This window comes from Citrobacter sp. JUb117, from assembly GCF_024809055.1.
Taxonomy (GTDB): Bacteria; Pseudomonadota; Gammaproteobacteria; order Enterobacterales; family Enterobacteriaceae; genus Citrobacter; species Citrobacter gillenii.
This window is the reverse complement of sequence record NZ_JANUFB010000010.1, coordinates 122,595-143,784: the sequence shown is the minus strand read 5'-3', so window position 1 is coordinate 143,784 and position 21,190 is coordinate 122,595. Positions and strand designations below refer to the sequence as shown.

The window sequence follows — 21,190 nt, the reverse complement described above, 5'->3', positions numbered from 1 at the left end:
ATAGAAGCAGGGGCTATTTTTTAAGTGTCAATTCAATACCGAGCGCCTTCATCACTGCAAGCGTAGTTTTCAGCGTTGGGTTACCTTTCTCACTAAAAGAGCGATAAAGTTGTTCGCGGGATAATCCCGTTTCTGCCGCGATGTTCGCCATTCCCTTAGCGCGAGCCACCACGCCCAGGGCTTTTGCAATGTACGCTGCATCGCCTGTTTCGAGGGCATCCGCCATAAATACGGCAATTTCTTCATCATCAACCAGCGCAGTTGCGGGATCGTACCGAGTAAGTTTATTCATGGTGGCGGATCTCTTGATAATCCAGTGAACGGGCGAGCATTTTTGCCATAGTGATATCGTTGGCTTGTGAGCTTTTATCGCCCCCACATAACAAAATGATGATGTGGCAGCCTTGCTGTTTAAAGTAAATCCTGTAACCAGGACCGTAGGAAATGCGCATTTCGCTGATGCCTTCTCCAACAGGTTTGACATCACCAGCTAAACCATTAGCCAAACGAAAAAGGCGTGTAGCAATGAGCGTTTTAGCTCTCCTGTCCCGTAGGTTTTGCTCCCAACGCTGGAAAACCATTGTCTGAAGAATTTCCATGAGTACGTTCCATGTATTTTATAAACTACATTCTGAATTGACAAGTTGAGAGTGGATATTAAGTAAGTTTGTGATGCGGGCATACCTGGGTTGGAGGAAACAGGAAAGCGCCTCGCAGACTTTTTCTTCGGGGCGTGACAGGTCTGTGCAACCACCCTACTGTGACATGATGATTTGCTGGTCGGGGAATAGATAATGCTCGCTTATTACGCTAACCTTAGGTATGTCATGCGCATTACTATAGGGGTTATCATGCGCACTGTATCTAAGGTAAAAAAATCAGTTAATGTCTCTCTGGCTCCAGAGATACTGGAAGAGGCACGTAAGCTTAAAATCAATCTGTCAGCTGTTTTAACCGAAGCCCTAATCGAAAAATTTCGTGAGAACAGACGCGAAGAATGGTTGCGGGATAATAAAAAATCGATAGAAGTATTAAATCAATGGGTGGAAGAAAACGGTTCGTTCAGTGATTTTCAAAGGACATTCTGATGGAGCAGTATTGCGCTTATGAGAACACTGGAAGTGGAAAAGGTGTTTATCCGTTTTTAATTAGCTTACAGCATCCGGTGGCCGCTGTTTTGCGGCATGTACTGGTTGCACCCGTTATAGCGCTCAGTCAGTTCCCTGACGAAGTACCTCCAGCTAAAATTTGTCCTGTTGTTAGTATTGGTGGGCAAGCCTATGTGGTGATGACGCACATGATGACAGGCATACCTGTGAAAAATATGGGTAACTGTGTGGGAGACCTGACCGCAAACAGGGCTGAACTTCGAGATGCAATTGATTTTCTGATTAATGGTTATTAGAGCGCCATGACGGGGCTGATTATGTTGAAAGGCGTGACAGATCGCAAATAGTGTCGGGACTGGCGTTCACGATTATTTTTATCCCCCGCAAGGTAGGGTATATTTCGCTTTTAATACACAAAATCATTCAAACTGTATCAAGGCGGCAAGGGAGCGAATCCCTGGGAGCATAGATTGCTATGTGACCTGGGTGAGTGAGGGCAGCCAACGCAGAAACAGCTTGAAGGATGAAGTGTATACAGGAGAAATTATGCTGCCCGACTCATCCATCCGATTAAACAAATACATCAGTGAAAGCGGAATCTGCTCGCGTCGCGAAGCGGATCGCTTTATCGAACAAGGGAATGTCTTCCTGAATGGCAAACGCGCCGCCATTGGCGATCAGGTGATGCCTGGCGACGTCGTGAAAGTGAACGGTCAGTTGATTGAGCCGCGTGAAGCGGAAGATCTGGTTTTTATCGCGCTGAACAAACCGGTCGGTATTGTCAGCACCACTGAAGATGGTGAGCGCGATAACATCGTTGATTTTGTTAACCACAGTAAGCGCGTGTTCCCGATTGGTCGTCTGGACAAAGATTCCCAGGGGCTGATCTTTCTCACTAACCACGGCGACCTGGTGAATAAAATCCTGCGTGCCGGTAACGATCATGAGAAAGAGTATCTGGTGACGGTCGATAAACCCGTAACCGATGACTTTATTCGTGGCATGGGGGCGGGCGTCCCCATTCTCGGTACCGTCACCAAGAAATGTAAGGTCAGGAAAGAGGCACCGTTTGTCTTCCGTATCACCCTGGTGCAGGGCCTGAACCGTCAGATCCGTCGGATGTGCGAACACTTTGGCTATGAAGTGGTAAAACTTGAACGTACGCGGATCATGAACATCGGCTTGTCTGGTTTGCCGCTGGGTGAATGGCGTGACCTGACCGATGATGAGCTGATCGATCTGTTCAAGCTGATTGAGAACTCTTCCTCGGAAGCGAAACCGAAGCCGAAAGCGAAGCCAAAAACTGCAGGCATTAAGCGCCCGGTGGTGAAAATCGAAAAAGCTGCTGAGAAAGAGAAAGCGCGCCCGGCATCCAACGGTAAACGTTTTGTTCAGCCGGGGCGTAAGAAGAAAGGGCGTTAACGTCTGCCGCGCGTTGGCGTATTCGCTGACCAGGAAAACGAGGATTCCGCATCCGGTTTATAAGCCAGCTTTTTCTTCAACTGGCGGGCTTTTTTAGCCTCAGCTTCGCGCTGCAGCATCAGCTTATCGATGTACTCTTTCTTAATGCTGTTGGTTTCCGCGTTGGTTAGCAGTCGACCGTGTGCAATACGCGCGCGGTCGAGCAGCGTTTTCAGTTCGCGCTGTTCGCGCTCGGTCATCTCTTTTTGGGTAATGCGGGGGAGTGCCATACGGTTGCCCTCAGTTTGCCGATTAACCCAGTGTACGGTAATCCTGGGCTGGCTGATAGCATCCAGACCGGGTAAGCATGCGTCACCCGGTACTTTTTTTAATTTTATGATTGGCTACGGACGTTTTCCCAGCTCAGCCCAAAACGGGCCAGATATTTGCGCAGGCGGTCGGCGTCGTTAGGATTGGCTTTCTTCAGCCTGGAAACGGCAAACAGCTCGCGGCCCGCTTCAGACAACGATGCGCTGCGTCGGCAGACGTCGATCACCGTTTCTAACTGACGCTTATCAAACAGGTCAATGTCCAGATCGAATTCCGGCTGTGAATCGGTGAGCTGCCAGCTTTCCTGCAATAACGCGATCTCCTCTTCGACCAGCGCGAGCGTGATGCGCCCCTGTTCGGCCAGCGTCGCCATGCGTGCAACAGATGAACTCAGCTCGCGAAAGTTGCCGCGCCATAGCGCCTTTGGTGAACAGGCGAAAGCCAGATAGCGCTCGCGCGCTTCTTTATCAAAGCGAGTCTGCGCCTGTTTGAGGCTGGAAAAGCGCTGGAGCTCATACTCTACGTTGGGTGCGATATCTTCCCGCCGCTGCGCCAGACCGGGCAGGGCAAAGCGCCACATATTGATGCGCGCGTAGAGATCTTCACGAAAACGACCTTCTGAAACCCACTGCTGCATATCGCGATGCGTCCCGGCAATCAACTGGAAATCGCTGTGCACCTCTTTGTCGCCACCAAACGGAAAAAAGGTTTTTTCTTCAATCGCTTTCAGCAGCATAGCCTGCTCGTCCAGCCCCAGTTCGGCAATCTCATCGAGAAATAACACCCCACCGTCAGCCTCGCGCAACAGCCCGGTGCGTGGCGTGAGTGCGCCGGTAAACGCGCCTTTGACGTGTCCGAATAATGTCGACATCGCGTTGTCGCCGCGCAGGGTGGCGCAGTTAACCGCTACCAGTTTACCGGCCACCAGATGGCGTGACTGGCGTAGCTGAAAAATCCGTTTGGCGAGGAACGATTTCCCCGCGCCGGTGGGACCTGTCAGTAGAATCGGGTCGGTCGAGCGCAGCGCCACGCGCTCAATACGGTCGATGAGCGTATTGAACGTGGCATTACGGGTTTCGATACCAGCTTTCAGGAAGGAGACCGATTGCTGCTGCTCACGCTGAAAGCGGCTGGTTAGCGCGGTATAGCGGCTTAAATCGAGATCGATAACCGAGCAGACACCTGCGGCGACGGCCTCATCAGATGAACCTCGCGGTGCCGGGCTGGATTGCAAAAGGCTGGCCGGCAGATAGCGCGCCTCCGTCAGCAGGAACCAACAAATCTGCGCCACGTGTGTGCCGGTAGTGATATGCACCAGATACTCTTCGTTTTCAGTATCAAATGTGTAGTGGGTGGCGAAGTCGAGGAACGCGGCGTAAACCTCCTCAAAATCCCACGGGTCGTTAATGGTCACCGCATGCGGGCGCACCTCGGTATGAGGAGAGAGCAGGGCGACATCTTCAATCAGCCGCTGTGCCATGCTTTCGTCGCGCGGCTGGTGGAGCAGTTCCAGTCTGTCGATGGGGAAATCAGCCTGCTGGCACAGTCCAACCGTAGGGCGCCATTTCTTAAACCGATTCGCCCGTTTTCCGCGCTTATCCAGCACCGTGCCCAGAACGCCAATCACCACCCGCCGCTTTTTCATACTTTATCCATAAAGATAAATATCGATATTGTAAGATAAAAAAATCTCTGCGCAACGGCAATCATTAATCTGAGGGTTAAAAATAAAAACTATATTAATCAATGGAATAAAAAATAAATTTGATGATTTTTCTTTCTGGCACGCTTCTGGCAATACCTGATACGTCAACAACGCTGAAAACGCAGGGGGTTAAACCCCGCCGGCACGTCAGGAACGGCACAGGCTGTTTTCCCGGGGTGTTCCGTCAGCCGATGACCACCAAGTGGGTTCGATTCCCAATTTCATCCTCCAAATGAAAACTGGTTGTTAATCATAGAAATAAAACGGGTTCGTGTGCAGTCAGCACCGCCCAAAACAGGCTGCCGGTAATGACGCCGTGCGACAGGCAAAAGGGAATTCCCCTGCCGCTTCGCCCCTGCACCCGCGCCTGACTCACAATAAGGAATAAAAAAGGATGAAGAAAATCACTATTCGTAAAGGCCAGCTTGGTCTGTTATCCCGCCAGGGTGACTACTACAAGGTGCTGAATGCAGGTGAACACCGTTTGCCGTGGTTTAACACACCGGATGTTCTGGTGGTAAATGCCGATGGCAGCGATGTTCCTGAGGCGTTGGCGGAGTATCTGCGTCGCTTCCAGCCTGCGTGGGTGGAACAGTACTGTGTGGCGGCAGATTTAACCGAGACCGAAGCCGGTGCGCTGTATGTGAACGGCGTCTTGCAGGAAATTTTACCGCCTTCAACCCGTCGCCTGTACTGGCGAGCCGAGGAGGCGTTAACGTTGGTACGCATGGATACGCGTCAGGTTCAGGTCCCAACGGACGTGATGAATGCCGTGTTACAGCCACGCCGTAGCGGTGCGGTAAAAGGTCGTGACGCGATCTTAACGGTGCAGGTTCCGGCCTGGCACGTCGGTGTGCTGAAAATTGATGGTGAGACGCAGGCACTGTTGCCGCCGGGGTTGAGTGCGTACTGGAAGGTGAATCATCTGGTGGAAGCGGAAGTCGTTGATACCCGCTTGCAGGTACTGGAGGTCGGCGGGCAGGAGATCCTGACCAAAGATAAGGTCAACCTGCGTCTGAATCTGGCGGCGAACTGGCGCTACAGCGGCGTATTACAGGCGTTTGGCCAACTGACAAAACCACTGGATCACTTGTACCGTGAGCTGCAGTTTGCGCTGCGCGAGGCGGTTGGTACCCGAACGCTGGACGAACTGCTGGAAGATAAGCAGGTGATTGATGACGTGGTAAGCACGCAGGTGAAAAACCGCATGACGCCGTTTGGCATTGAGGTTGCTTCGCTGGGCGTGAAAGATATCGTGCTGCCAGGCGATATGAAAACCATCCTGTCGCAGCTGGTGGAGGCCGAAAAATCGGCGCAGGCCAACGTCATTCGTCGACGTGAAGAAACGGCCGCCACGCGCTCGTTGTTGAACACAGCGAAAGTGATGGAAAACAACCCAGTGGCGCTGCGTTTAAAAGAGCTGGAAACCCTCGAGAGAGTGGCGGAGCGTATCGATAAAATCTCGGTATTTGGCGGTCTGGACCAGGTTCTTCACGGTCTGGTGAATATAAAAGGATAAGTAAAATGAGCAATAACGGAGTGAACGCCGCGATGCGCGAACGGGTAGTGCGCCAGCTAAAAAAGGTGGAACAGCGCTATGGCGTGAAGGTGCTGTACGCCTGTGAATCCGGCAGCCGTGGCTGGGGATTCGCCTCTCCGGACAGTGATTACGACGTGCGATTTTTGTACGTTCATCCGCCAGAATGGTATCTGCGGGTGGAAGCGCCGCGTGATGTTATTGAACTGCCCATAGACGATGAACTGGACGTGTGCGGCTGGGAGTGGCGTAAAGCTTTGGGTCTGCTGAAAGGGGCTAACCCGACGCTTATCGAGTGGCTGGATTCGCCGGTGGTTTATCAGCAGGATGACGCGACGGTGTCTGCGTTGAAAGCGCTGGTGCCAAAATGGTTTTCGCCTGTGCGTGCCCGCTGGCACTACTATTCGATGGCGCGAAAAAACTTCCGTGGCTATCTGCAAGGCAATGAAGTGCGACTAAAAAAATACTTCTACGTGCTGCGTCCGTTGCTGGCCGTGCGTTGGGTCGAAGCGGGAAAAGGCGTGCCGCCCATGCGCTTTGCCGAACTGTTGGCGGGGAGCGAGCTGGATGCGCCGCTGCGTCAGGAGATAGACGACCTGCTGGAACGCAAGCAGCGGGCAGGGGAAGCGGAATATGGACTGCGCCGTCCACTGCTGCATGCGTTTATCCGCGAGGAGCTGGCGCGAGGCGAAACGCCACCGGTGTTACCGGATAGCCGGGAAGGCGATGTCAGGGAACTGGACCGACTGTTATATGAGACAGTGATGTCATGACTGTGTTGCCCGATGGTATTGCCGCTTATCGGGCCTACGAATTCACCGTAGGCCCGATAAGGCGTTTCGCCGCATCCGCCATCCGGCTGGTATTACTCAAACAAATTATGATGCAGTTTCTGTACGACCTGCTCGGCTTCGCTGCCCGGCACCAGGAAGCACAGATTATGGCTGGATGCGCCGTAGCAAATCATGCGGATGTTGAACGGTTCCAGCACGCCGAACACCTCTTTTCCCACGCCGCAGGCTTTAGACAGGTCGTTCCCGATCAGGGCGACCAATGCCAAACCTTCTTCTACCTCGACCCGGCACAGCGCGGACAGCTCCATCAGCAGGGATTGCGTGAGCAGCGTATCGCCGGTGGACGTTGAACCGGTGGTATCCAGCGTCAGTGCGACGCTGACTTCTGAGGTTGTTATCAAATCCACCGAGATATTGTGGCGCGCCAGGATGCCGAACACTTCCGCTAAAAACCCGCGAGAATGCAGCATATTCAGGCTATGCAGCGTCAGCAGCGTTTGCTTGCGACGCAGCGCCAGGGCACGAAATAGCGGTGGATTCTCGGTTTTATTACACACCAGTGTGCCGCCTGCTTTGGGGTCTTTGCTGGAGCCGACAAACACCGGAATATCGCTACGTACGGCAGGGAGCAGCGTCGCCGGGTGCAGGACTTTTGCGCCGAAGGTCGCCAGTTCTGCGGCCTCTTCAAAGGCAATTTCATCAATGCGTTTTGCGGCTGGCACCACGCGCGGGTCGGTCGTGTAAATGCCCGGTACATCGGTCCAGATATCGACGCGTGCGGCGTGCAGGGCTTCTGCCAGCAAGGCGGCGGTATAGTCGCTGCCGCCGCGCCCCAGCGTGGTAGTGCGGCCTTTGCTTTCGCTGCCGATAAAGCCCTGGGTGATCACCAGACCTTCTTCAAGGCGCGGTGCCAGCTGCAGCGTTGCCAGTTCAGACAGCGCCATGACATCTGGTTCTGCGCGACCAAAACGATCGTTGGTACGCATCACTTTACGCACGTCAAACCACTGCGCCTGAACGTTACGCTCGCGCAGGATTTCGACAAACAGCAGGGTGGACATCAGTTCACCGTGGCTGACCAGTTCGTCAGTCAGCGCGGTTGAGGTCGCCAGCGAAGCCGCTTCCGCCAGCGTGGTGATATTTTCCAGCAGACGTTCGATCTCTTCGCGGATCACGTTTGGATAACGCAAACGCTCCAGAATATCGAACTGGATCTGACGAATAGCGTCGAGTTTCTCGAAGCGTTCAGTTGCCTCCAGCCCTTCAGCCAAAGCGACCAGCAGGTTAGTAATACCCGCTGAAGCGGAAAGCACCACTAAACGGACGTTAGCATCGGAAAGCACCACATCAGCGCTGCGGTTCATGGCGTCGAAATCCGCGACGCTGGTACCGCCAAACTTGGAGACAACTACATCAGTCATAACTACCTCGTGTCAGGGAATGAATAGAGCGACCATGGCACAAGGGCAGAACGGAAACCGGTGCAGGCGCAAATACCGTATTACATTTCGTCCTTCAATCTGCCTCTTCGTTGGCTGCACCTGCTCACCACAGTCACTTACTTCAGTAAGCTCCTGTGGCGAGCAGGTTTGCCGCCTTGACGCATATCGAATGACTTTATGTATATAAATAAAAGGCATGGCCTGTACTGTCAATGCTGGGATTATGCGGATTTTTCATGCTGCTGTAGCCCTGAGTAACCGAGCTTATAATTACCCCTGTTTGATGGACGCCAGGACAACGGCACTAAAACAATCACACTTTTCTGTGACTGGCGTTACAATCGATCTCAGTCACAATTCTCAAAATCAGAAGAGTATTGCTAATGAAAAACATCAATCCAACGCAGACCTCAGCCTGGCAGGCACTACAAAAACACTTTGAAGAGATGAAAGACGTTACGATCGCGGACTTGTTCGCGAAAGATAGCGATCGTTTCGCCAAGTTTTCCGCAACGTTTGACGATTTGATGCTGGTGGATTTTTCCAAAAACCGCATCACCGAAGAAACGCTGGCGAAACTGCAGGACCTGGCAAAAGAGACCGACCTGAGCGGTGCTATCAAGTCCATGTTCTCCGGTGAGAAGATCAACCGTACGGAAGATCGTGCAGTGCTGCATGTGGCGCTGCGCAACCGTAGCAATACCCCGATCATCGTGGACGGCAAAGATGTGATGCCGGAAGTGAATGCGGTGCTGGAGAAGATGAAATCCTTCTCTGAAGCGATTATCTCCGGCAGCTGGAAAGGCTACACCGGCAAAGCGATTACGGATGTGGTGAACATCGGTATCGGTGGCTCCGACCTCGGTCCGTTCATGGTGACCGAAGCGCTGCGTCCGTACAAAAATCACCTGAATATGCACTTTGTGTCTAACGTCGATGGTACGCACATCGCCGAAGTACTGAAGAAAGTGAACCCGGAAACCACGCTGTTCCTGGTCGCCTCTAAAACCTTCACCACCCAGGAAACCATGACCAACGCCCATAGCGCGCGCGACTGGTTCCTGGCGACCGCCGGTGATGAAAAACACGTGGCAAAACACTTCGCGGCGCTGTCCATCAATGCGAAAGCAGTCGGTGAGTTCGGTATCGATACGGCCAACATGTTCGAGTTCTGGGACTGGGTTGGCGGTCGTTATTCCCTGTGGTCAGCGATTGGTCTGTCGATCATCCTGTCCGTGGGCTACGACAACTTCGTTGAACTGCTGTCCGGCGCGCACGCCATGGATAAACATTTCTCCACTACCCCAGCGGAGAAAAACCTGCCGGTACTGCTGGCGCTGATCGGTATCTGGTACAACAACTTCTATGGTGCCGAAACCGAAGCCATCCTGCCGTACGACCAGTATATGCACCGCTTTGCGGCCTACTTCCAGCAGGGCAACATGGAATCCAACGGTAAATACGTTGACCGTAACGGCAATGCGGTGGATTACCAGACTGGCCCAATCATCTGGGGTGAGCCGGGGACCAACGGTCAGCATGCGTTCTATCAGCTGATCCACCAGGGGACCAAAATGGTGCCGTGCGATTTCATCGCTCCGGCTATCACGCATAACCCGTTGTCTGACCACCATCCGAAGCTGCTGTCTAACTTCTTCGCCCAGACCGAAGCGCTGGCGTTTGGCAAGTCTCGTGAAGTGGTTGAACAAGAATACCGCGACCAGGGTAAAGATCCGGCGACGCTGGACCACGTTGTGCCGTTCAAAGTGTTCGAAGGCAACCGTCCTACGAACTCTATCCTGCTGCGCGAAATCACTCCGTACAGCCTGGGTGCGCTGATTGCGCTGTATGAGCATAAAATCTTTACTCAGGGCGTTATCCTGAACATCTTCACCTTCGACCAGTGGGGCGTAGAGCTGGGCAAACAGCTGGCGAACCGCATTCTGCCTGAGTTGAACGATGATCAAGAGATCAACAGCCATGATTGCTCGACTAACGGTTTGATTAACCGTTATAAGTCCTGGCGTTAATCAGCTTCTTCCTTCGAACCGCAGCGGTGTTGGCTGCGTTCGTTAACCCCGGTCACATAGTAATCTATGCTCCCGGGGATTAACGATCTTGCCGCCTTGCTGCAATTCGAATGAATTTGCTGATTACTTATAAAAAAAGCCGATATTATTATCGGCTTTTTTTATAAGATAATTTATCTTGTCTTCCTCATTACATAGGATTTAATTGAGTTTAATCCTAAAATAATTATACCACGTTAGATTTAACACAATGATTTTCAGATTTTACGGATATTGCATTATTTGTGTATTTATTTCATGTGATTGATTTATATTGATTTATGTATTTTTTAATAATGTTAGCTCCCACTTTTTTCTAATTATCCTAAATTCCTGCGCGGCGTAATTTACACACTTTCGGTTGTGTATACTCGATCTCGCCCGAAATTCTTTTGGGTAAATCTCCATTCATACAATGAAGGGATATTGTGATGAAAAAAGTACTGTATGGCCTGTTGGCTATATCTGCGCTTGCGACGACCTCTGTCTATGCTGCCCCCGTTCAGGTGGGGGAGGCGGCAGGGTCGGCAGCCGCGTCGGTTTCGGCAGGAAGTTCCTCCGCAACCAGTGTGAGCACCGTAAGCTCCGCGGTGGGGGTCGCCCTGGCGGCAACCGGCGGTGGCGATGGTTCGAATACCGGAACCACCACCACCACGACCACCAGTACCCAGTAATTCCGGTACGTAGCCCCTGAAGTATGAAGGGGATTAACCATAACCACACTTCGGTGTGGTTATTTTGAATTTCCAAAAGCCTGTGGGATTTGTAGGCCGGGTAAGCGTCGCGCCACCCGGCAATAATGCGGAGAAACGTCGTGATGCGACCAGCGCTCATATTGGTTTGTCTGTTATTACAGGCGTGTTCAGCTACCACCGAAGGGCTGGGTCATTCGCTGTGGCAAAGCGTGTTGGGTACTCCTGGCGTACAGATGACGGATGATGATATCCACAACATGCCTTACGCCAGCCAGTACATGCAGCTTAACGGCGGTCCGCAGCTGTTTGTGGTGCTCGCTTTCGCTGAAAACGGGCAGCAGAAATGGGTCACCCAGGACCAGGCCATGCTCGTAACGCAACACGGGCGTCTGGTGAAAACGCTGCTGGGCGGAGACAACCTGATCGCGGTGAATAATCTGGCGGCGGACCCGCTTATCAAACCAAACCAGATTGTTGATGGCGTCACCTGGACCCGCACGATAGGCTGGACCGAGCATAAGCAGGTGCGCTACGCCACCGCCCGTTCGGTCTTCAGATGGGACGGCACTGACAGCATTCGGGTTGCCAGCGAAGATACCCCGGTACGCGTGCTGGACGAAGAAGTCACCACCGATCGGACTCGCTGGCATAACCGTTACTGGATCGACAGTGACGGGATGATTCGCCAGTCAGAGCAGTATCTGGGTGCGAATTATTTCCCGGTGAAGACCACGCTGATCAAGGCGGCAAAATCATGATGAAACGAATGATTACCGCGCTGACTTTTAGCCTTTGTGCGGCATCTGTTTTTGCCGCAGGAACGGTAAAAGTGATCACCTCAGGCAGTGCAGAACCGAAAACGCTGACCGGCGCGGAACATCTTATCGATCTGGTGGGTCAACCCACGCTGGCGAATAGCTGGTGGCCCGCGGCGGTGATCGGGGAAGAGCTGGCGACGGTTACCGCGCAGCGCCAGCAACAGGCGCTGTTGGGACGGCTGGCGGCGCTGAGTGCAGAAGAAGGCGGCGACGATGCAGCCGCTATCAACACGCTACGCCAGCAAATTCAGACCCTGAAGGTAACCGGCAGACAGCGGGTGAATCTCGACCCGGACGCGGTGCGGGTGAGTGAACGGGGGAATCCGCCGTTGCAGGGCAACTACACGCTGTGGGTTGGGCCTCAGCCAACGGAAATCACCCTGTTTGGCGCGATCAATCATCCGGGTAAACAGCCGTTTATGCCAGGGCGTGATATCGCCAGCTATCTCGCCGGACAAAGTCTGCTGAGCGGTGCAGATCGCAGCTATGCGTGGGTAGTCTATCCCGATGGACGCACGCAAAAAGTACCGGTCGCTTACTGGAATAAACGTCACGTTGAGCCGATGCCCGGCAGCATCATTTTTGTTGGGCTGTCTGACTCTGTCTGGAGCCGCGCCCCGGATCAAATCAATGCCGACATTCTTCGCACTCTGACCCAGCGGATACCTGAATAATGAGAAAAACTTATCTGCTCAGCCTGCTGGCGCTGGGTATCAGCACGGCCTGCCACGGTGAAACGTACCCTGCGCCGATTGGGCCTTCCCAGTCTGACTTTGGCGGCGTGGGGCTGCTGCAAACGCCAACCGCGCGGATGGCGCGTGAAGGGGAAATGAGCCTCAACTACCGCGATAACGATCAGTACCGCTACTACTCCGCGTCGGTGCAGTTGTTCCCGTGGCTGGAAACGACCTTACGCTATACCGATGTGCGCACCAAAAAATACAGCAGCGTGGAGTCATTTTCAGGCGATCAGACGTATAAAGACAAAGCGTTCGATCTCAAATTGCGATTGTGGGAAGAGAGCTACTGGATGCCGCAGGTCGCGGTTGGCGCACGGGATATCGGCGGAACCGGTCTGTTTGATGCGGAATACATCGTGGCCAACAAAGCCTGGGGGCCGTTTGATTTCTCGCTTGGTCTTGGCTGGGGATATCTTGGTACCAGCGGCAATGTGAGTAATCCGCTGTGCTCGTACAGCGATAAATTCTGTTATCGCGATAACAGCTATAAACAGGCGGGCTCCATCGACGGTAGCCAGATGTTCCACGGCCCTGCGTCACTGTTTGGCGGCGTGGAATACCAGACGCCCTGGCAGCCGCTGCGCCTGAAGCTGGAATATGAAGGTAACAACTACCAGCAGGATTTTGCCGGCAAGCTGGATCAGAAGAGCAAGTTTAACGTCGGCGCCATTTACCGCGTCACCGATTGGGCCGACGTTAATCTCAGCTACGAGCGCGGTAATACCTTTATGTTCGGCGTCACGCTACGCACGAACTTCAACGATCTGCGACCAACGTATAACGACAACGCGCGACCGCAATATCAGCCCCAGCCGCAGGATGCCATCCTGCAACATTCGGTGGTGGCGAATCAGCTCACGCTACTGAAATACAACGCCGGGCTGGCGGATCCGAAACTCCAGGTGCAGGGCGATACGCTGTACGTGACCGGCGAACAGGTGAAATACCGTGACTCGCGGGAAGGGATCGAACGGGCAAATCGGATCGTAATGAACGATCTCCCTGAGGGGATCCGTACGATCCGTATTACGGAAAATCGCCTGAATTTACCGCAGGTCACCACCGAAACAGATGTTGCGAGTCTGCAGGATCATCTGCAAGGCGAGCCGCTGGGCCATGAAACACCGCTGGCGCAAAAGCGCGTGGAGCCCGTGGTGCCGCAGACCACCGAGCAGGGCTGGTATATCGATAAATCACGCTTTGATTTTCACATTGATCCGGTACTCAACCAGTCCGTGGGCGGCCCGGAAAACTTCTATATGTATCAGCTGGGTGTCATGGGAACGGCAGATCTGTGGGTGACAGACCATCTGCTCACGACCGGCAGTCTGTTTGCTAACCTGGCCAATAACTACGACAAGTTTAACTATACCAATCCGCCCAGTGATTCACATTTGCCGCGGGTCCGTACTCACGTCCGTGACTACGTGCAGAACGATGTGTATGTGAATAACCTGCAGGCCAACTACTTCCAGTCACTCGGCAACGGGTTTTACGGACAAGTGTACGGTGGCTATCTGGAAACCATGTTTGGCGGCGCAGGGGCTGAAGTGCTGTACCGTCCACTGGACAGCAATTGGGCGTTTGGCGTTGACGCCAACTATGTGAAGCAGCGTGACTGGCGCAGTGCGCAGGACATGATGAAATTCACCGACTACAGCGTGAAGACCGGACATCTGACGGCGTACTGGAACCCGTCGTTCACCCAGGATGTACTGGTAAAAGCCAGCGTGGGGCAGTACCTGGCGGGCGATAAAGGCGGGACCCTGGAAATCGCCAAACGCTTCGACAGCGGCGTGGTGGTCGGCGGTTATGCAACCCTCACCGATGCATCACCGGATGAGTATGGGGAAGGTGATTTCACCAAAGGCGTGTATGTCTCCGTGCCGCTGGATCTCTTCTCCTCGGGACCAACCCGCAGCCGTGCGGCAATTGGCTGGACGCCGTTGACGCGCGACGGTGGTCAGCAGCTTGGGCGTAAGTTTGGTTTGTACGATATGACCAGTGACAGGAGTGAGAACTTCCGTTGATGTGAATGTTGATCGCCCGGTGACGCTACGCTTACCGGGCCTACGGTAGGCCGGATAAGGCAAAGCCGCCATCCGGCAAGAACCGTTGTGTGAACAAAACATAAACAAAAAATGTAGTTCTCCGTCACATTTTTGCGTTATACAGGAACTTCGCCATTGAGCAAAAGGGGCTGCTATGACGCCGATATCTCGTCCGCGCGTGGAGTTTATCTCCACGATGTTACAGACTGTGTTGAATCTTGGGCTACTGAGTCTGGGGCTGATTCTGGTGGTATTCCTCGGCAAAGAGACGCTGCATCTGGCGGATGTGCTGTTCGCGCCGGAACAAACCAGCAAATATGAGCTGGTGGAAGGGCTGGTGGTTTACTTCCTCTACTTTGAATTTATCGCGCTGATTGTGAAGTACTTTCAGTCAGGTTTTCACTTTCCGCTGCGCTACTTTGTTTATATCGGGATCACGGCGATTGTGCGGTTGATCATCGTCGATCATAAAGCTCCCATGGACGTGTTGATCTATTCCGCAGCGATCCTGCTGCTGGTGATCACGCTGTGGCTGTGTAATTCCAAACGGCTGAAGCGTGAGTAAACAACAACGCGCCGCATGGGCTGCGGCGTGTTGTTCTCGTTGATTACTGCGCAGACGCAGGTTTCGCTTTCTCTGCTGTGGGTTCCCACAGCTCTTCAAGTTCTTCCAGCGTTTTGCCTTTGGTTTCCGGTACGAATTTCCACATAAACAGCGCCGCCAGAATGCCCATACAACCGTAAATCCAGTAGGAGAAACCGTTGTGGAAATGGGCAACCAGCCACGAATTTTTGTCCATCATCGGGAAGGTCCAGGAGACGAAGTAGTTTGCCAGCCACTGGGCGGCCACCGCAATGGCGAGCGCTTTGCCACGGATCGCGTTGGGGAAAATCTCAGCCAGCAGTACCCAGCACACCGGGCCCCAGGACATGGCGAATGCCGCAACATAAAACAGCATCGACAGCAGCGCCACCAGACCAGAAGCCTGGGTATAAAACGCAGTACCGAGGCTGAACATGCCGATGGCCATACCCAGCGCGCCAATAATTTGCAGCGGTTTGCGGCCAAATTTATCGACCGTCATGATTGCCAGCACGGTGAAGCTCAGGTTGATTACGCCCACGATGATGGTCTGCAACAGCGCGACGTCGGTGCTGGCGCCCAGGGTTTTAAAAACTTCCGGCGCGTAGTAGAGCACAACGTTGATGCCGACGAACTGCTGGAAGATGGACAGCATGACGCCGATGACGATGACCGCAGTGCCAAACATCAGCAGACGCCCGCCTGTTTTGCGACCGTGCTCCAGTGACTGATTGATCTCCTGCATCGCCTGGGTAGCAAGATTGCTGCCCATAATTTTGCGCAGAATACCTTCCGCCTGCTCGTGTCTGCCGCGCGCCATCAGCCAGCGTGGGCTTTCCGGTACGGTATACAACAGTATTAAAAACAGCAGGGCAGGAATGCTTTCAGAGGCAAACATATAACGCCAGCCATCGGTATTCAGCCAGCTGGCGTCGCCGGAACGGGCAATAAAATAGTTTACGCAGTAGACCATCAGTTGCCCGAAAATAATCGCGAACTGGTTAAAGGAAACCAGTTTTCCACGAATATGTGCCGGGGCCAGTTCTGCGATATACATCGGTGAGAGCATGGAGGCTAAACCGACGCCGATACCACCAATAATGCGATAAATAACAAATTCGGGGACGTATCCGGCTAAATAAACAGGAACAGCATTATCCGGATTAATGGCGGTAAATCCTAATTCCGGCCATGCGGAACCGATGCCGGAAATAAAGAACAGGATCGCGGCGATTTTGAGTGAATCGCGACGACCAAAGCGGTTACTGCAATAGCCACCCAGCGCACCACCGATGATACAGCCAATCAGCGCGCTGGCGACGCAGAAGCCTAACAGTGAGTTTGCGGCGGATTCGCTCAGATGTTGTGGGGCGACAAAAACCGTATTTAAGGACTCGACGGTACCGGAGATGACGGCGGTGTCGTAGCCGAATAACAGTCCTCCTAATGTGGCAACTAATGTAATCGAAAAAATATAACTGGAATTATATTGGGTATTCATTCAGACCTGCCTTAGAAGATACAGCTCTTTTTATCAGTGTTGTGATGGTGGATTTAACAGGCAGGTATGACAATTATCATTTTTTACATTGCAATTACGTTTTGTCTTTTCTGTGATCTTCACTCTGTTTAATTAATGTCCGCTCAGGCGAGAAATAAAATTGCAGTGATGGCGAGCACGAAAGAAAATAATCGTAACCGCAATGCAAAATTACATAAAAAAAGGGCGCTCCGTAGAGCGCCGAAAAACAGTCACAGGTTGGGATAACATAAGTTGAGGGTTGCAGTGGCATGCCCGTTGCCGGGCGGGTACATCGATGAAACTTAGCCTTTCACACCGCCTGCCGTCAGGCCGTTAACCAGCCAGCGCTGGGCCAGCAGGAACACCAGGGTGATCGGAATAGCAGAAAGCACGGCTGCAGCGGCAAAGTCGCCCCACAAATAGTTCTGTGGATTGAGATACTGCTGCATACCGACTGCCAGGGTATAGCTGTTCACATCACGCAACAACAGTGAGGCGACCGGGACTTCGGTAATTGCGGCGATGAACGACAGAATGAACACCACCGCCAGAATCGGCACCGACAACGGCAACAGCACCAGGCGGAATGCCTGCCACGGCGTTGCGCCATCCAGCGCGGCCGCTTCTTCCAGTGAACCGTCGATGGTTTCGAAATACCCCTTGATTGTCCAGACGTGCAGCGCAATGCCGCCAAGGTAGGCGAAGATCACGCCACCGTGGGTGTTCAGACCGATAAACGGAATGTACTGGCCCAGACGGTCAAACAAGGCATATAACGCCACCAGCGACAGTACCGCCGGGAACATCTGGAAAATCAGCATGCCTTTCAGTAACGTGGCTTTACCTGGGAAGCGCATGCGGGCGAAGGCGTAAGCACAGGTGGTGGAGAGGGTCACGATACCGATCGCGGTAATGGTGGCCACTTTCACCGAGTTCCACAGCCACAGCAGCACCGGGAACGGAGGCGGCGTCACGCGGCCATCCGCGTGTTCCACGCTAAAGCCCAGCGCCAGTTTCCAGTGTTCCCAGGAGATATTTTCCGGGATCAGACTGCCGGTGGCGAAGTTACCTTCGCGCAGCGAGATGGCAATGACCATCAGCAGCGGGAACATAATTGCCGCGATAAAAATCAGCAGACCTAAGTGCGTTGCGAATAAACGTAACTTTTGTGATTTCGGTTGGACCATAGCCATTGTCGTTATCTCCCTTAATCAAACTTCATACGTGTGGCTTTCAGGTTCACAATCGCCAGCGCGCCAACCAGCAGGAAGATCAGGGTGGCTATCGCCGCCGCCAGACCGAAGTCCTGACCGCCGCCGCCTTCAAAGGCGATACGGTAGGTGTAACTGACAAGCAGGTCGGTATAACCGGCTGGCGTGGTGGTACCGAGTCGGTCCGGGCCACCGTTGGTCAACAGCTGAATCAGCACGAAGTTGTTAAAGTTAAAGGCAAAGCTGGCGATCATCAGCGGCGTCAGCGGCTTGATCAGCAACGGCAGCGTAATCTTAAAGAAGTTCTGGAATGGGCCAGCGCCATCCATTGCCGAGGCTTCATACAGATCGTCGGGAATCGCCTTCAGCAGCCCCATGCACAGGATCATCATGTACGGATAGCCCAGCCAGGTGTTGACGATGATAATCATCGAACGCGCGGTGGTTGGGTCGCTGAACCAGGCCGGCTTGATGCCGAACAGCGCGCTCAACATCATGTTGATTTCACCGAAGCTCTGGTTAAATAACCCCTTGAAAATCAGTATCGAGATAAACGACGGCACGGCGTAAGGCAGAATCAGCAGCACGCGATAAATCGCTTTGCCTTTCAGCGATTCCCATTGCACCAGACAGGCCAGAATCATACCGACGGCAACGGTCAGGATGACGGTGAGCACTGAGAAGACGACGGTCCAGATAAAGATCGCGAAGAACGGTTTCTGAATGCCTTCATCGGTAAAGACACGGGTGAAGTTATCCCAGCCGATGGCGACGGTATAGCCTGGGCTGAGTTTCTCTGTACCCCAGCTACCGTCTAGCGCGAGTGACTGGTAGTAACCAATATCGTTATTGGCACGGTATTTTACGCCGCTCTGATTGTTGGTGAGCGTGCCGTCATCAGCAAGCGTATACAGTGGCTGCGTACCGGAGAACTGGCGCAGCGAGCTCATAATCACCTTGCTGTCATCCGGCAGCACGGCGGTCAGTTGGGTCAGCGCCTGGCGGTTTTGCGTGATGATACGCAGCGTGGCACGTTCACCTGCTGGCAGCGCTTCGGCTTCTTTCAGTTGTAGTTTCTGCTCGCCGCCAAATTTAAAGGCGTCGGAGACATAATTTTTACCTGTTTCACCGTCGGTGAGGGCCAGTTGCCACTCCGTACCCGCCGGATACAGACCAAAGTTGTAAGTTTTACCCGCCTGATAAGAACGGTCCATCAGGACTTCCTGGGCGCGCTCAAAGGTCAGTTGGTTGGTACTGCTGTAGTTGGTAAAGGCAATTGCAATGGTGCAAATGAGTGGGAACAGAACAAATAACCCCATACCAGCCACGCCAGGATAGACATAGCGCCAGGCATAGGCTTTACGGTTGGCGAAAATATACAGGCCAGCAGAGCTTAAAATAAGCGTCATGATGGCAAACAGGTACTCCCCCTGAGCGTACATCAAAACAACAAGGTAGCCCACCAGCAGACCCAGCAGACCCATCACTGACCATTTCAGCGTGTCGCTTTGCCACCAGTATTTCTTTTTAATGACATCCATGGGGATCTTCCTCTACAACTTTGAACATCTGTCGGCAAAAATGCCTGATGGCGCTGCGCTTATCAGGCCTACAGTGATTTGTAGGCCGGATAAGGCATTCATGCCGCCATCCGGCACGTGCGCTACAGCATTACTTGGTGATACGACCTTGTGCATCTTTCAGCGCAGCATCAACGGTTTGACGACCGCTGGCGGCGTTGATCACTGCGGTACGAACGGCATACCAGAATGCAGACATCTGCGGGATGTTCGGCATGATTTCGCCTTTCTCGGCGTTACCCATGGTGGCCGCGATACGTGGATCTTTCGCTAACTCTTCCTGGAAGGATTTCAGCGCGACGGCACCCAGCGGTTTGTCCTTGTTCACTTCATCCAGACCCTGATCGGTCAGCAGGTAGTTTTCGAGGAACTCTTTCGCCAGTTCTTTGTTCGGGCTGGCGGCGTTAATACCGGCGCTCAGTACGCCGACAAACGGTTTAGACGCTTTGCCTTTGAAGGTTGGCAGCAGCGTTACGCCGTAGTTCACCTTGCTCTTATCGATGTTCGACCAGGCCCACGGACCGTTGATGGTCATCGCGGTATCGCCTTTGTTAAAGGCCGCTTCAGCGATGGAGTAGTCGGTATCCGCGTTCATGTGTTTGTTCTTAATCAGGTCAACCAGGAAGGTCAGACCCGCTTTCGCGCCAGCGTTATCCACGCCCACGTCTTTGACGTCGTATTTGCCGTTTTCAAACTTGAACGCGTATCCGCCGTCGGCAGCAATCAGCGGCCAGGTGAAGTACGGTTCTTGCAGGTTGAACATCAGGGCAGATTTGCCTTTCGCCTTCAGCTCTTTATCCAGCGCAGGAATTTCTTCCCAGGTTTTCGGTGGGTTTGGCACGAGGTCTTTGTTGTAAATCAGCGACAGTGCTTCAACGGCGATCGGGTAGGCGATCAGCTTACCGTTGTAACGTACGGCATCCCAGGTGAACGGGAACAGTTTGTCCTGGAACGCTTTGTCTGGCGTAACTTCAGCCAACAGACCCGATTGCGCGTAGCCGCCAAAACGGTCATGTGCCCAGAAGATGATGTCCGGGCCGTCACCGGTCGCGGCAACCTGCGGGAATTTTTCTTCCAGCTTATCCGGATGTTCAATGGTGACTTTGATGCCGGTGTCTTTCTCGAATTTTTTACCCACTTCAGCGAGGCCGTTATAGCCTTTGTCGCCGTTGATCCAGATAACCAGTTTGCCCTCTTCAATCTTGGCGAGAGCCGAGGCGGAAAACATCATCGTCGTCAATGCAGACAATGCGAGGATGCGTGCGCCGGTTTTGATTTTCATATTCCCCATCCTTTTTGGTGATGTGCGCTTGGATACACAGAGGTGGCTTAACGGTGTCTAGTTTCTTTATACGGCAACCTCTTTCCATCCTCCTTACCCCTACGCCCCACCCACTCTTTATGTGATCTGTGTTACAGAAATGTGAGTAATGCGTGCTGGCGCACATAAAAACCCACTGATTTTTGCGGGCGACATCACGAAATTCCTTGGCGGCGTACGGCCCGGGTCTCAGACGCGACTCTCTCATCCTCCCGCCTCCTCCCCCATAAAAAAGCTGGGGGGTGGAGGATTCACGCTCCTAATGGATAACGCATAGTCAGC

20 protein-coding genes are annotated in these 21,190 nt (G+C 53.2%); 11 read left to right on the top strand and 9 right to left on the bottom strand.

Going from position 1 to position 21,190, the window contains the following annotated elements:
* Window positions 1-13: 13 nt before the first annotated feature.
* The gene (locus tag M2374_RS20060) at window positions 14-292 is read right to left on the bottom strand and encodes an addiction module antidote protein (protein WP_115259723.1); all 279 of its coding nucleotides are present in this window, start codon (window positions 290-292) and stop codon (window positions 14-16) included.
* Complete coding sequence (locus M2374_RS20055) at window positions 285-599, bottom strand: type II toxin-antitoxin system RelE/ParE family toxin (RefSeq protein ID WP_135912739.1); 315 nt, start codon at window positions 597-599, stop codon at window positions 285-287. The genes M2374_RS20060 and M2374_RS20055 overlap by 8 nt, the downstream gene beginning before the upstream one ends.
* A gap of 195 nt (window positions 600-794) precedes the next feature.
* Between M2374_RS20055 and M2374_RS20050 the strand changes: the two genes are divergently transcribed.
* From M2374_RS20050 to rluF, 3 genes are all read left to right on the top strand, one after another.
* Window positions 795-1,088, top strand: coding sequence for a type II toxin-antitoxin system CcdA family antitoxin (locus M2374_RS20050; RefSeq protein WP_174361424.1), 294 nt, complete (start codon window positions 795-797; stop codon window positions 1,086-1,088).
* Entirely contained in the window at window positions 1,088-1,405 is a 318-nt protein-coding gene (locus tag M2374_RS20045; RefSeq protein WP_181688574.1) for a CcdB family protein, read from the top strand. Before M2374_RS20050 ends, M2374_RS20045 begins: the two co-directional genes overlap by 1 nt.
* 250 nt (window positions 1,406-1,655) lie before the next feature.
* Window positions 1,656-2,531: a 23S rRNA pseudouridine(2604) synthase RluF gene (gene rluF / locus M2374_RS20040; protein ID WP_137399222.1), complete on the top strand. Its 876-nt coding sequence runs from the start codon at window positions 1,656-1,658 to the stop codon at window positions 2,529-2,531.
* Here rluF and M2374_RS20035 read toward each other — a convergent pair.
* Entirely contained in the window at window positions 2,528-2,800 is a 273-nt protein-coding gene (locus M2374_RS20035; RefSeq protein ID WP_181596016.1) for a DUF3811 domain-containing protein, read from the bottom strand. The two genes, rluF and M2374_RS20035, sit on opposite strands and share 4 nt — an antisense overlap.
* A 104-nt stretch (window positions 2,801-2,904) precedes the next feature.
* Entirely contained in the window at window positions 2,905-4,485 is a 1,581-nt protein-coding gene (gene rtcR, locus M2374_RS20030; RefSeq protein ID WP_181688573.1) for an RNA repair transcriptional activator RtcR, read from the bottom strand.
* A gap of 454 nt (window positions 4,486-4,939) precedes the next feature.
* Here rtcR and M2374_RS20025 point away from each other — a divergent pair, with 454 nt between their 5' ends.
* Window positions 4,940-6,064 (top strand): slipin family protein, encoded by a 1,125-nt coding sequence (locus M2374_RS20025; protein WP_181688572.1) that lies wholly within the window; start codon window positions 4,940-4,942, stop codon window positions 6,062-6,064.
* A 5-nt stretch (window positions 6,065-6,069) separates the two neighbouring features.
* Window positions 6,070-6,855 carry a nucleotidyltransferase domain-containing protein gene (locus M2374_RS20020; protein WP_096758739.1) on the top strand — a complete coding sequence of 262 codons (786 nt, stop codon included), beginning with the start codon at window positions 6,070-6,072 and terminating at the stop codon, window positions 6,853-6,855.
* 92 nt (window positions 6,856-6,947) lie between these two features.
* On the opposite strand, the gene lysC is transcribed toward M2374_RS20020, so the two are convergent.
* Complete coding sequence (gene lysC / locus M2374_RS20015; protein WP_181688571.1) at window positions 6,948-8,297, bottom strand: lysine-sensitive aspartokinase 3; 1,350 nt, start codon at window positions 8,295-8,297, stop codon at window positions 6,948-6,950.
* 404 nt (window positions 8,298-8,701) lie between these two features.
* On the opposite strand from lysC, the gene pgi reads away from it, so the two are divergent.
* The 6 genes from pgi to psiE all read left to right on the top strand — a co-directional run bounded on the left by pgi (window position 8,702) and on the right by psiE (window position 15,256).
* The gene (gene pgi, locus M2374_RS20010; protein WP_181688570.1) at window positions 8,702-10,348 is read left to right on the top strand and encodes a glucose-6-phosphate isomerase; all 1,647 of its coding nucleotides are present in this window, start codon (window positions 8,702-8,704) and stop codon (window positions 10,346-10,348) included.
* A 470-nt stretch (window positions 10,349-10,818) separates the two neighbouring features.
* Complete coding sequence (gene yjbE, locus M2374_RS20005; RefSeq protein WP_096758736.1) at window positions 10,819-11,061, top strand: exopolysaccharide production protein YjbE; 243 nt, start codon at window positions 10,819-10,821, stop codon at window positions 11,059-11,061.
* Window positions 11,062-11,201: 140 nt separating this feature from the next.
* On the top strand, window positions 11,202-11,840 hold the full coding sequence (locus M2374_RS20000; protein WP_181688569.1) for a YjbF family lipoprotein: 639 nt from the start codon (window positions 11,202-11,204) through the stop codon (window positions 11,838-11,840).
* Window positions 11,837-12,574 (top strand): capsule biosynthesis GfcC family protein, encoded by a 738-nt coding sequence (locus tag M2374_RS19995; protein WP_096758734.1) that lies wholly within the window; start codon window positions 11,837-11,839, stop codon window positions 12,572-12,574. The genes M2374_RS20000 and M2374_RS19995 overlap by 4 nt, the downstream gene beginning before the upstream one ends.
* Window positions 12,574-14,670, top strand: coding sequence for a YjbH domain-containing protein (locus tag M2374_RS19990; protein ID WP_181490728.1), 2,097 nt, complete (start codon window positions 12,574-12,576; stop codon window positions 14,668-14,670). Before M2374_RS19995 ends, M2374_RS19990 begins: the two co-directional genes overlap by 1 nt.
* Window positions 14,671-14,845: 175 nt before the next feature.
* Complete coding sequence (psiE, locus tag M2374_RS19985; RefSeq protein WP_096758732.1) at window positions 14,846-15,256, top strand: phosphate-starvation-inducible protein PsiE; 411 nt, start codon at window positions 14,846-14,848, stop codon at window positions 15,254-15,256.
* A 43-nt stretch (window positions 15,257-15,299) separates the two neighbouring features.
* On the opposite strand, the gene xylE is transcribed toward psiE, so the two are convergent.
* The 4 genes from xylE to malE all read right to left on the bottom strand — a co-directional run bounded on the left by xylE (window position 15,300) and on the right by malE (window position 20,869).
* Window positions 15,300-16,775 carry a D-xylose transporter XylE gene (xylE, locus tag M2374_RS19980; RefSeq protein ID WP_181688568.1) on the bottom strand — a complete coding sequence of 492 codons (1,476 nt, stop codon included), beginning with the start codon at window positions 16,773-16,775 and terminating at the stop codon, window positions 15,300-15,302.
* Between the two features lie 323 nt (window positions 16,776-17,098).
* Entirely contained in the window at window positions 17,099-17,989 is an 891-nt protein-coding gene (gene malG / locus M2374_RS19975; RefSeq protein ID WP_043018069.1) for a maltose ABC transporter permease MalG, read from the bottom strand.
* 14 nt (window positions 17,990-18,003) lie between these two features.
* Entirely contained in the window at window positions 18,004-19,548 is a 1,545-nt protein-coding gene (malF, locus tag M2374_RS19970) for a maltose ABC transporter permease MalF (protein ID WP_117343610.1), read from the bottom strand.
* Between the two features lie 130 nt (window positions 19,549-19,678).
* On the bottom strand, window positions 19,679-20,869 hold the full coding sequence (gene malE / locus M2374_RS19965) for a maltose/maltodextrin ABC transporter substrate-binding protein MalE (protein ID WP_096758727.1): 1,191 nt from the start codon (window positions 20,867-20,869) through the stop codon (window positions 19,679-19,681).
* Window positions 20,870-21,190 lie beyond the last annotated feature (321 nt).

Coding starts and splice junctions, on each gene's coding strand:
- M2374_RS20025 (WP_181688572.1), top strand. CDS start 4,940: ATGAAGAAAATCACTATTCGTAAAGGCCAGCTTGGTCTGTTATCCCGC.
- malG (WP_043018069.1), bottom strand. CDS start 17,989: ATGGCTATGGTCCAACCGAAATCACAAAAGTTACGTTTATTCGCAACG.
- M2374_RS20050 (WP_174361424.1), top strand. CDS start 795: ATGCTCGCTTATTACGCTAACCTTAGGTATGTCATGCGCATTACTATA.
- pgi (WP_181688570.1), top strand. CDS start 8,702: ATGAAAAACATCAATCCAACGCAGACCTCAGCCTGGCAGGCACTACAA.
- yjbE (WP_096758736.1), top strand. CDS start 10,819: ATGAAAAAAGTACTGTATGGCCTGTTGGCTATATCTGCGCTTGCGACG.
- M2374_RS20035 (WP_181596016.1), bottom strand. CDS start 2,800: ATGGCACTCCCCCGCATTACCCAAAAAGAGATGACCGAGCGCGAACAG.
- M2374_RS20045 (WP_181688574.1), top strand. CDS start 1,088: ATGGAGCAGTATTGCGCTTATGAGAACACTGGAAGTGGAAAAGGTGTT.
- psiE (WP_096758732.1), top strand. CDS start 14,846: ATGACGCCGATATCTCGTCCGCGCGTGGAGTTTATCTCCACGATGTTA.
- M2374_RS20020 (WP_096758739.1), top strand. CDS start 6,070: ATGAGCAATAACGGAGTGAACGCCGCGATGCGCGAACGGGTAGTGCGC.
- malF (WP_117343610.1), bottom strand. CDS start 19,548: ATGGATGTCATTAAAAAGAAATACTGGTGGCAAAGCGACACGCTGAAA.
- malE (WP_096758727.1), bottom strand. CDS start 20,869: ATGAAAATCAAAACCGGCGCACGCATCCTCGCATTGTCTGCATTGACG.
- xylE (WP_181688568.1), bottom strand. CDS start 16,775: ATGAATACCCAATATAATTCCAGTTATATTTTTTCGATTACATTAGTT.
- rtcR (WP_181688573.1), bottom strand. CDS start 4,485: ATGAAAAAGCGGCGGGTGGTGATTGGCGTTCTGGGCACGGTGCTGGAT.
- lysC (WP_181688571.1), bottom strand. CDS start 8,297: ATGACTGATGTAGTTGTCTCCAAGTTTGGCGGTACCAGCGTCGCGGAT.
- M2374_RS20055 (WP_135912739.1), bottom strand. CDS start 599: ATGGAAATTCTTCAGACAATGGTTTTCCAGCGTTGGGAGCAAAACCTA.
- rluF (WP_137399222.1), top strand. CDS start 1,656: ATGCTGCCCGACTCATCCATCCGATTAAACAAATACATCAGTGAAAGC.
- M2374_RS19990 (WP_181490728.1), top strand. CDS start 12,574: ATGAGAAAAACTTATCTGCTCAGCCTGCTGGCGCTGGGTATCAGCACG.
- M2374_RS20060 (WP_115259723.1), bottom strand. CDS start 292: ATGAATAAACTTACTCGGTACGATCCCGCAACTGCGCTGGTTGATGAT.
- M2374_RS19995 (WP_096758734.1), top strand. CDS start 11,837: ATGATGAAACGAATGATTACCGCGCTGACTTTTAGCCTTTGTGCGGCA.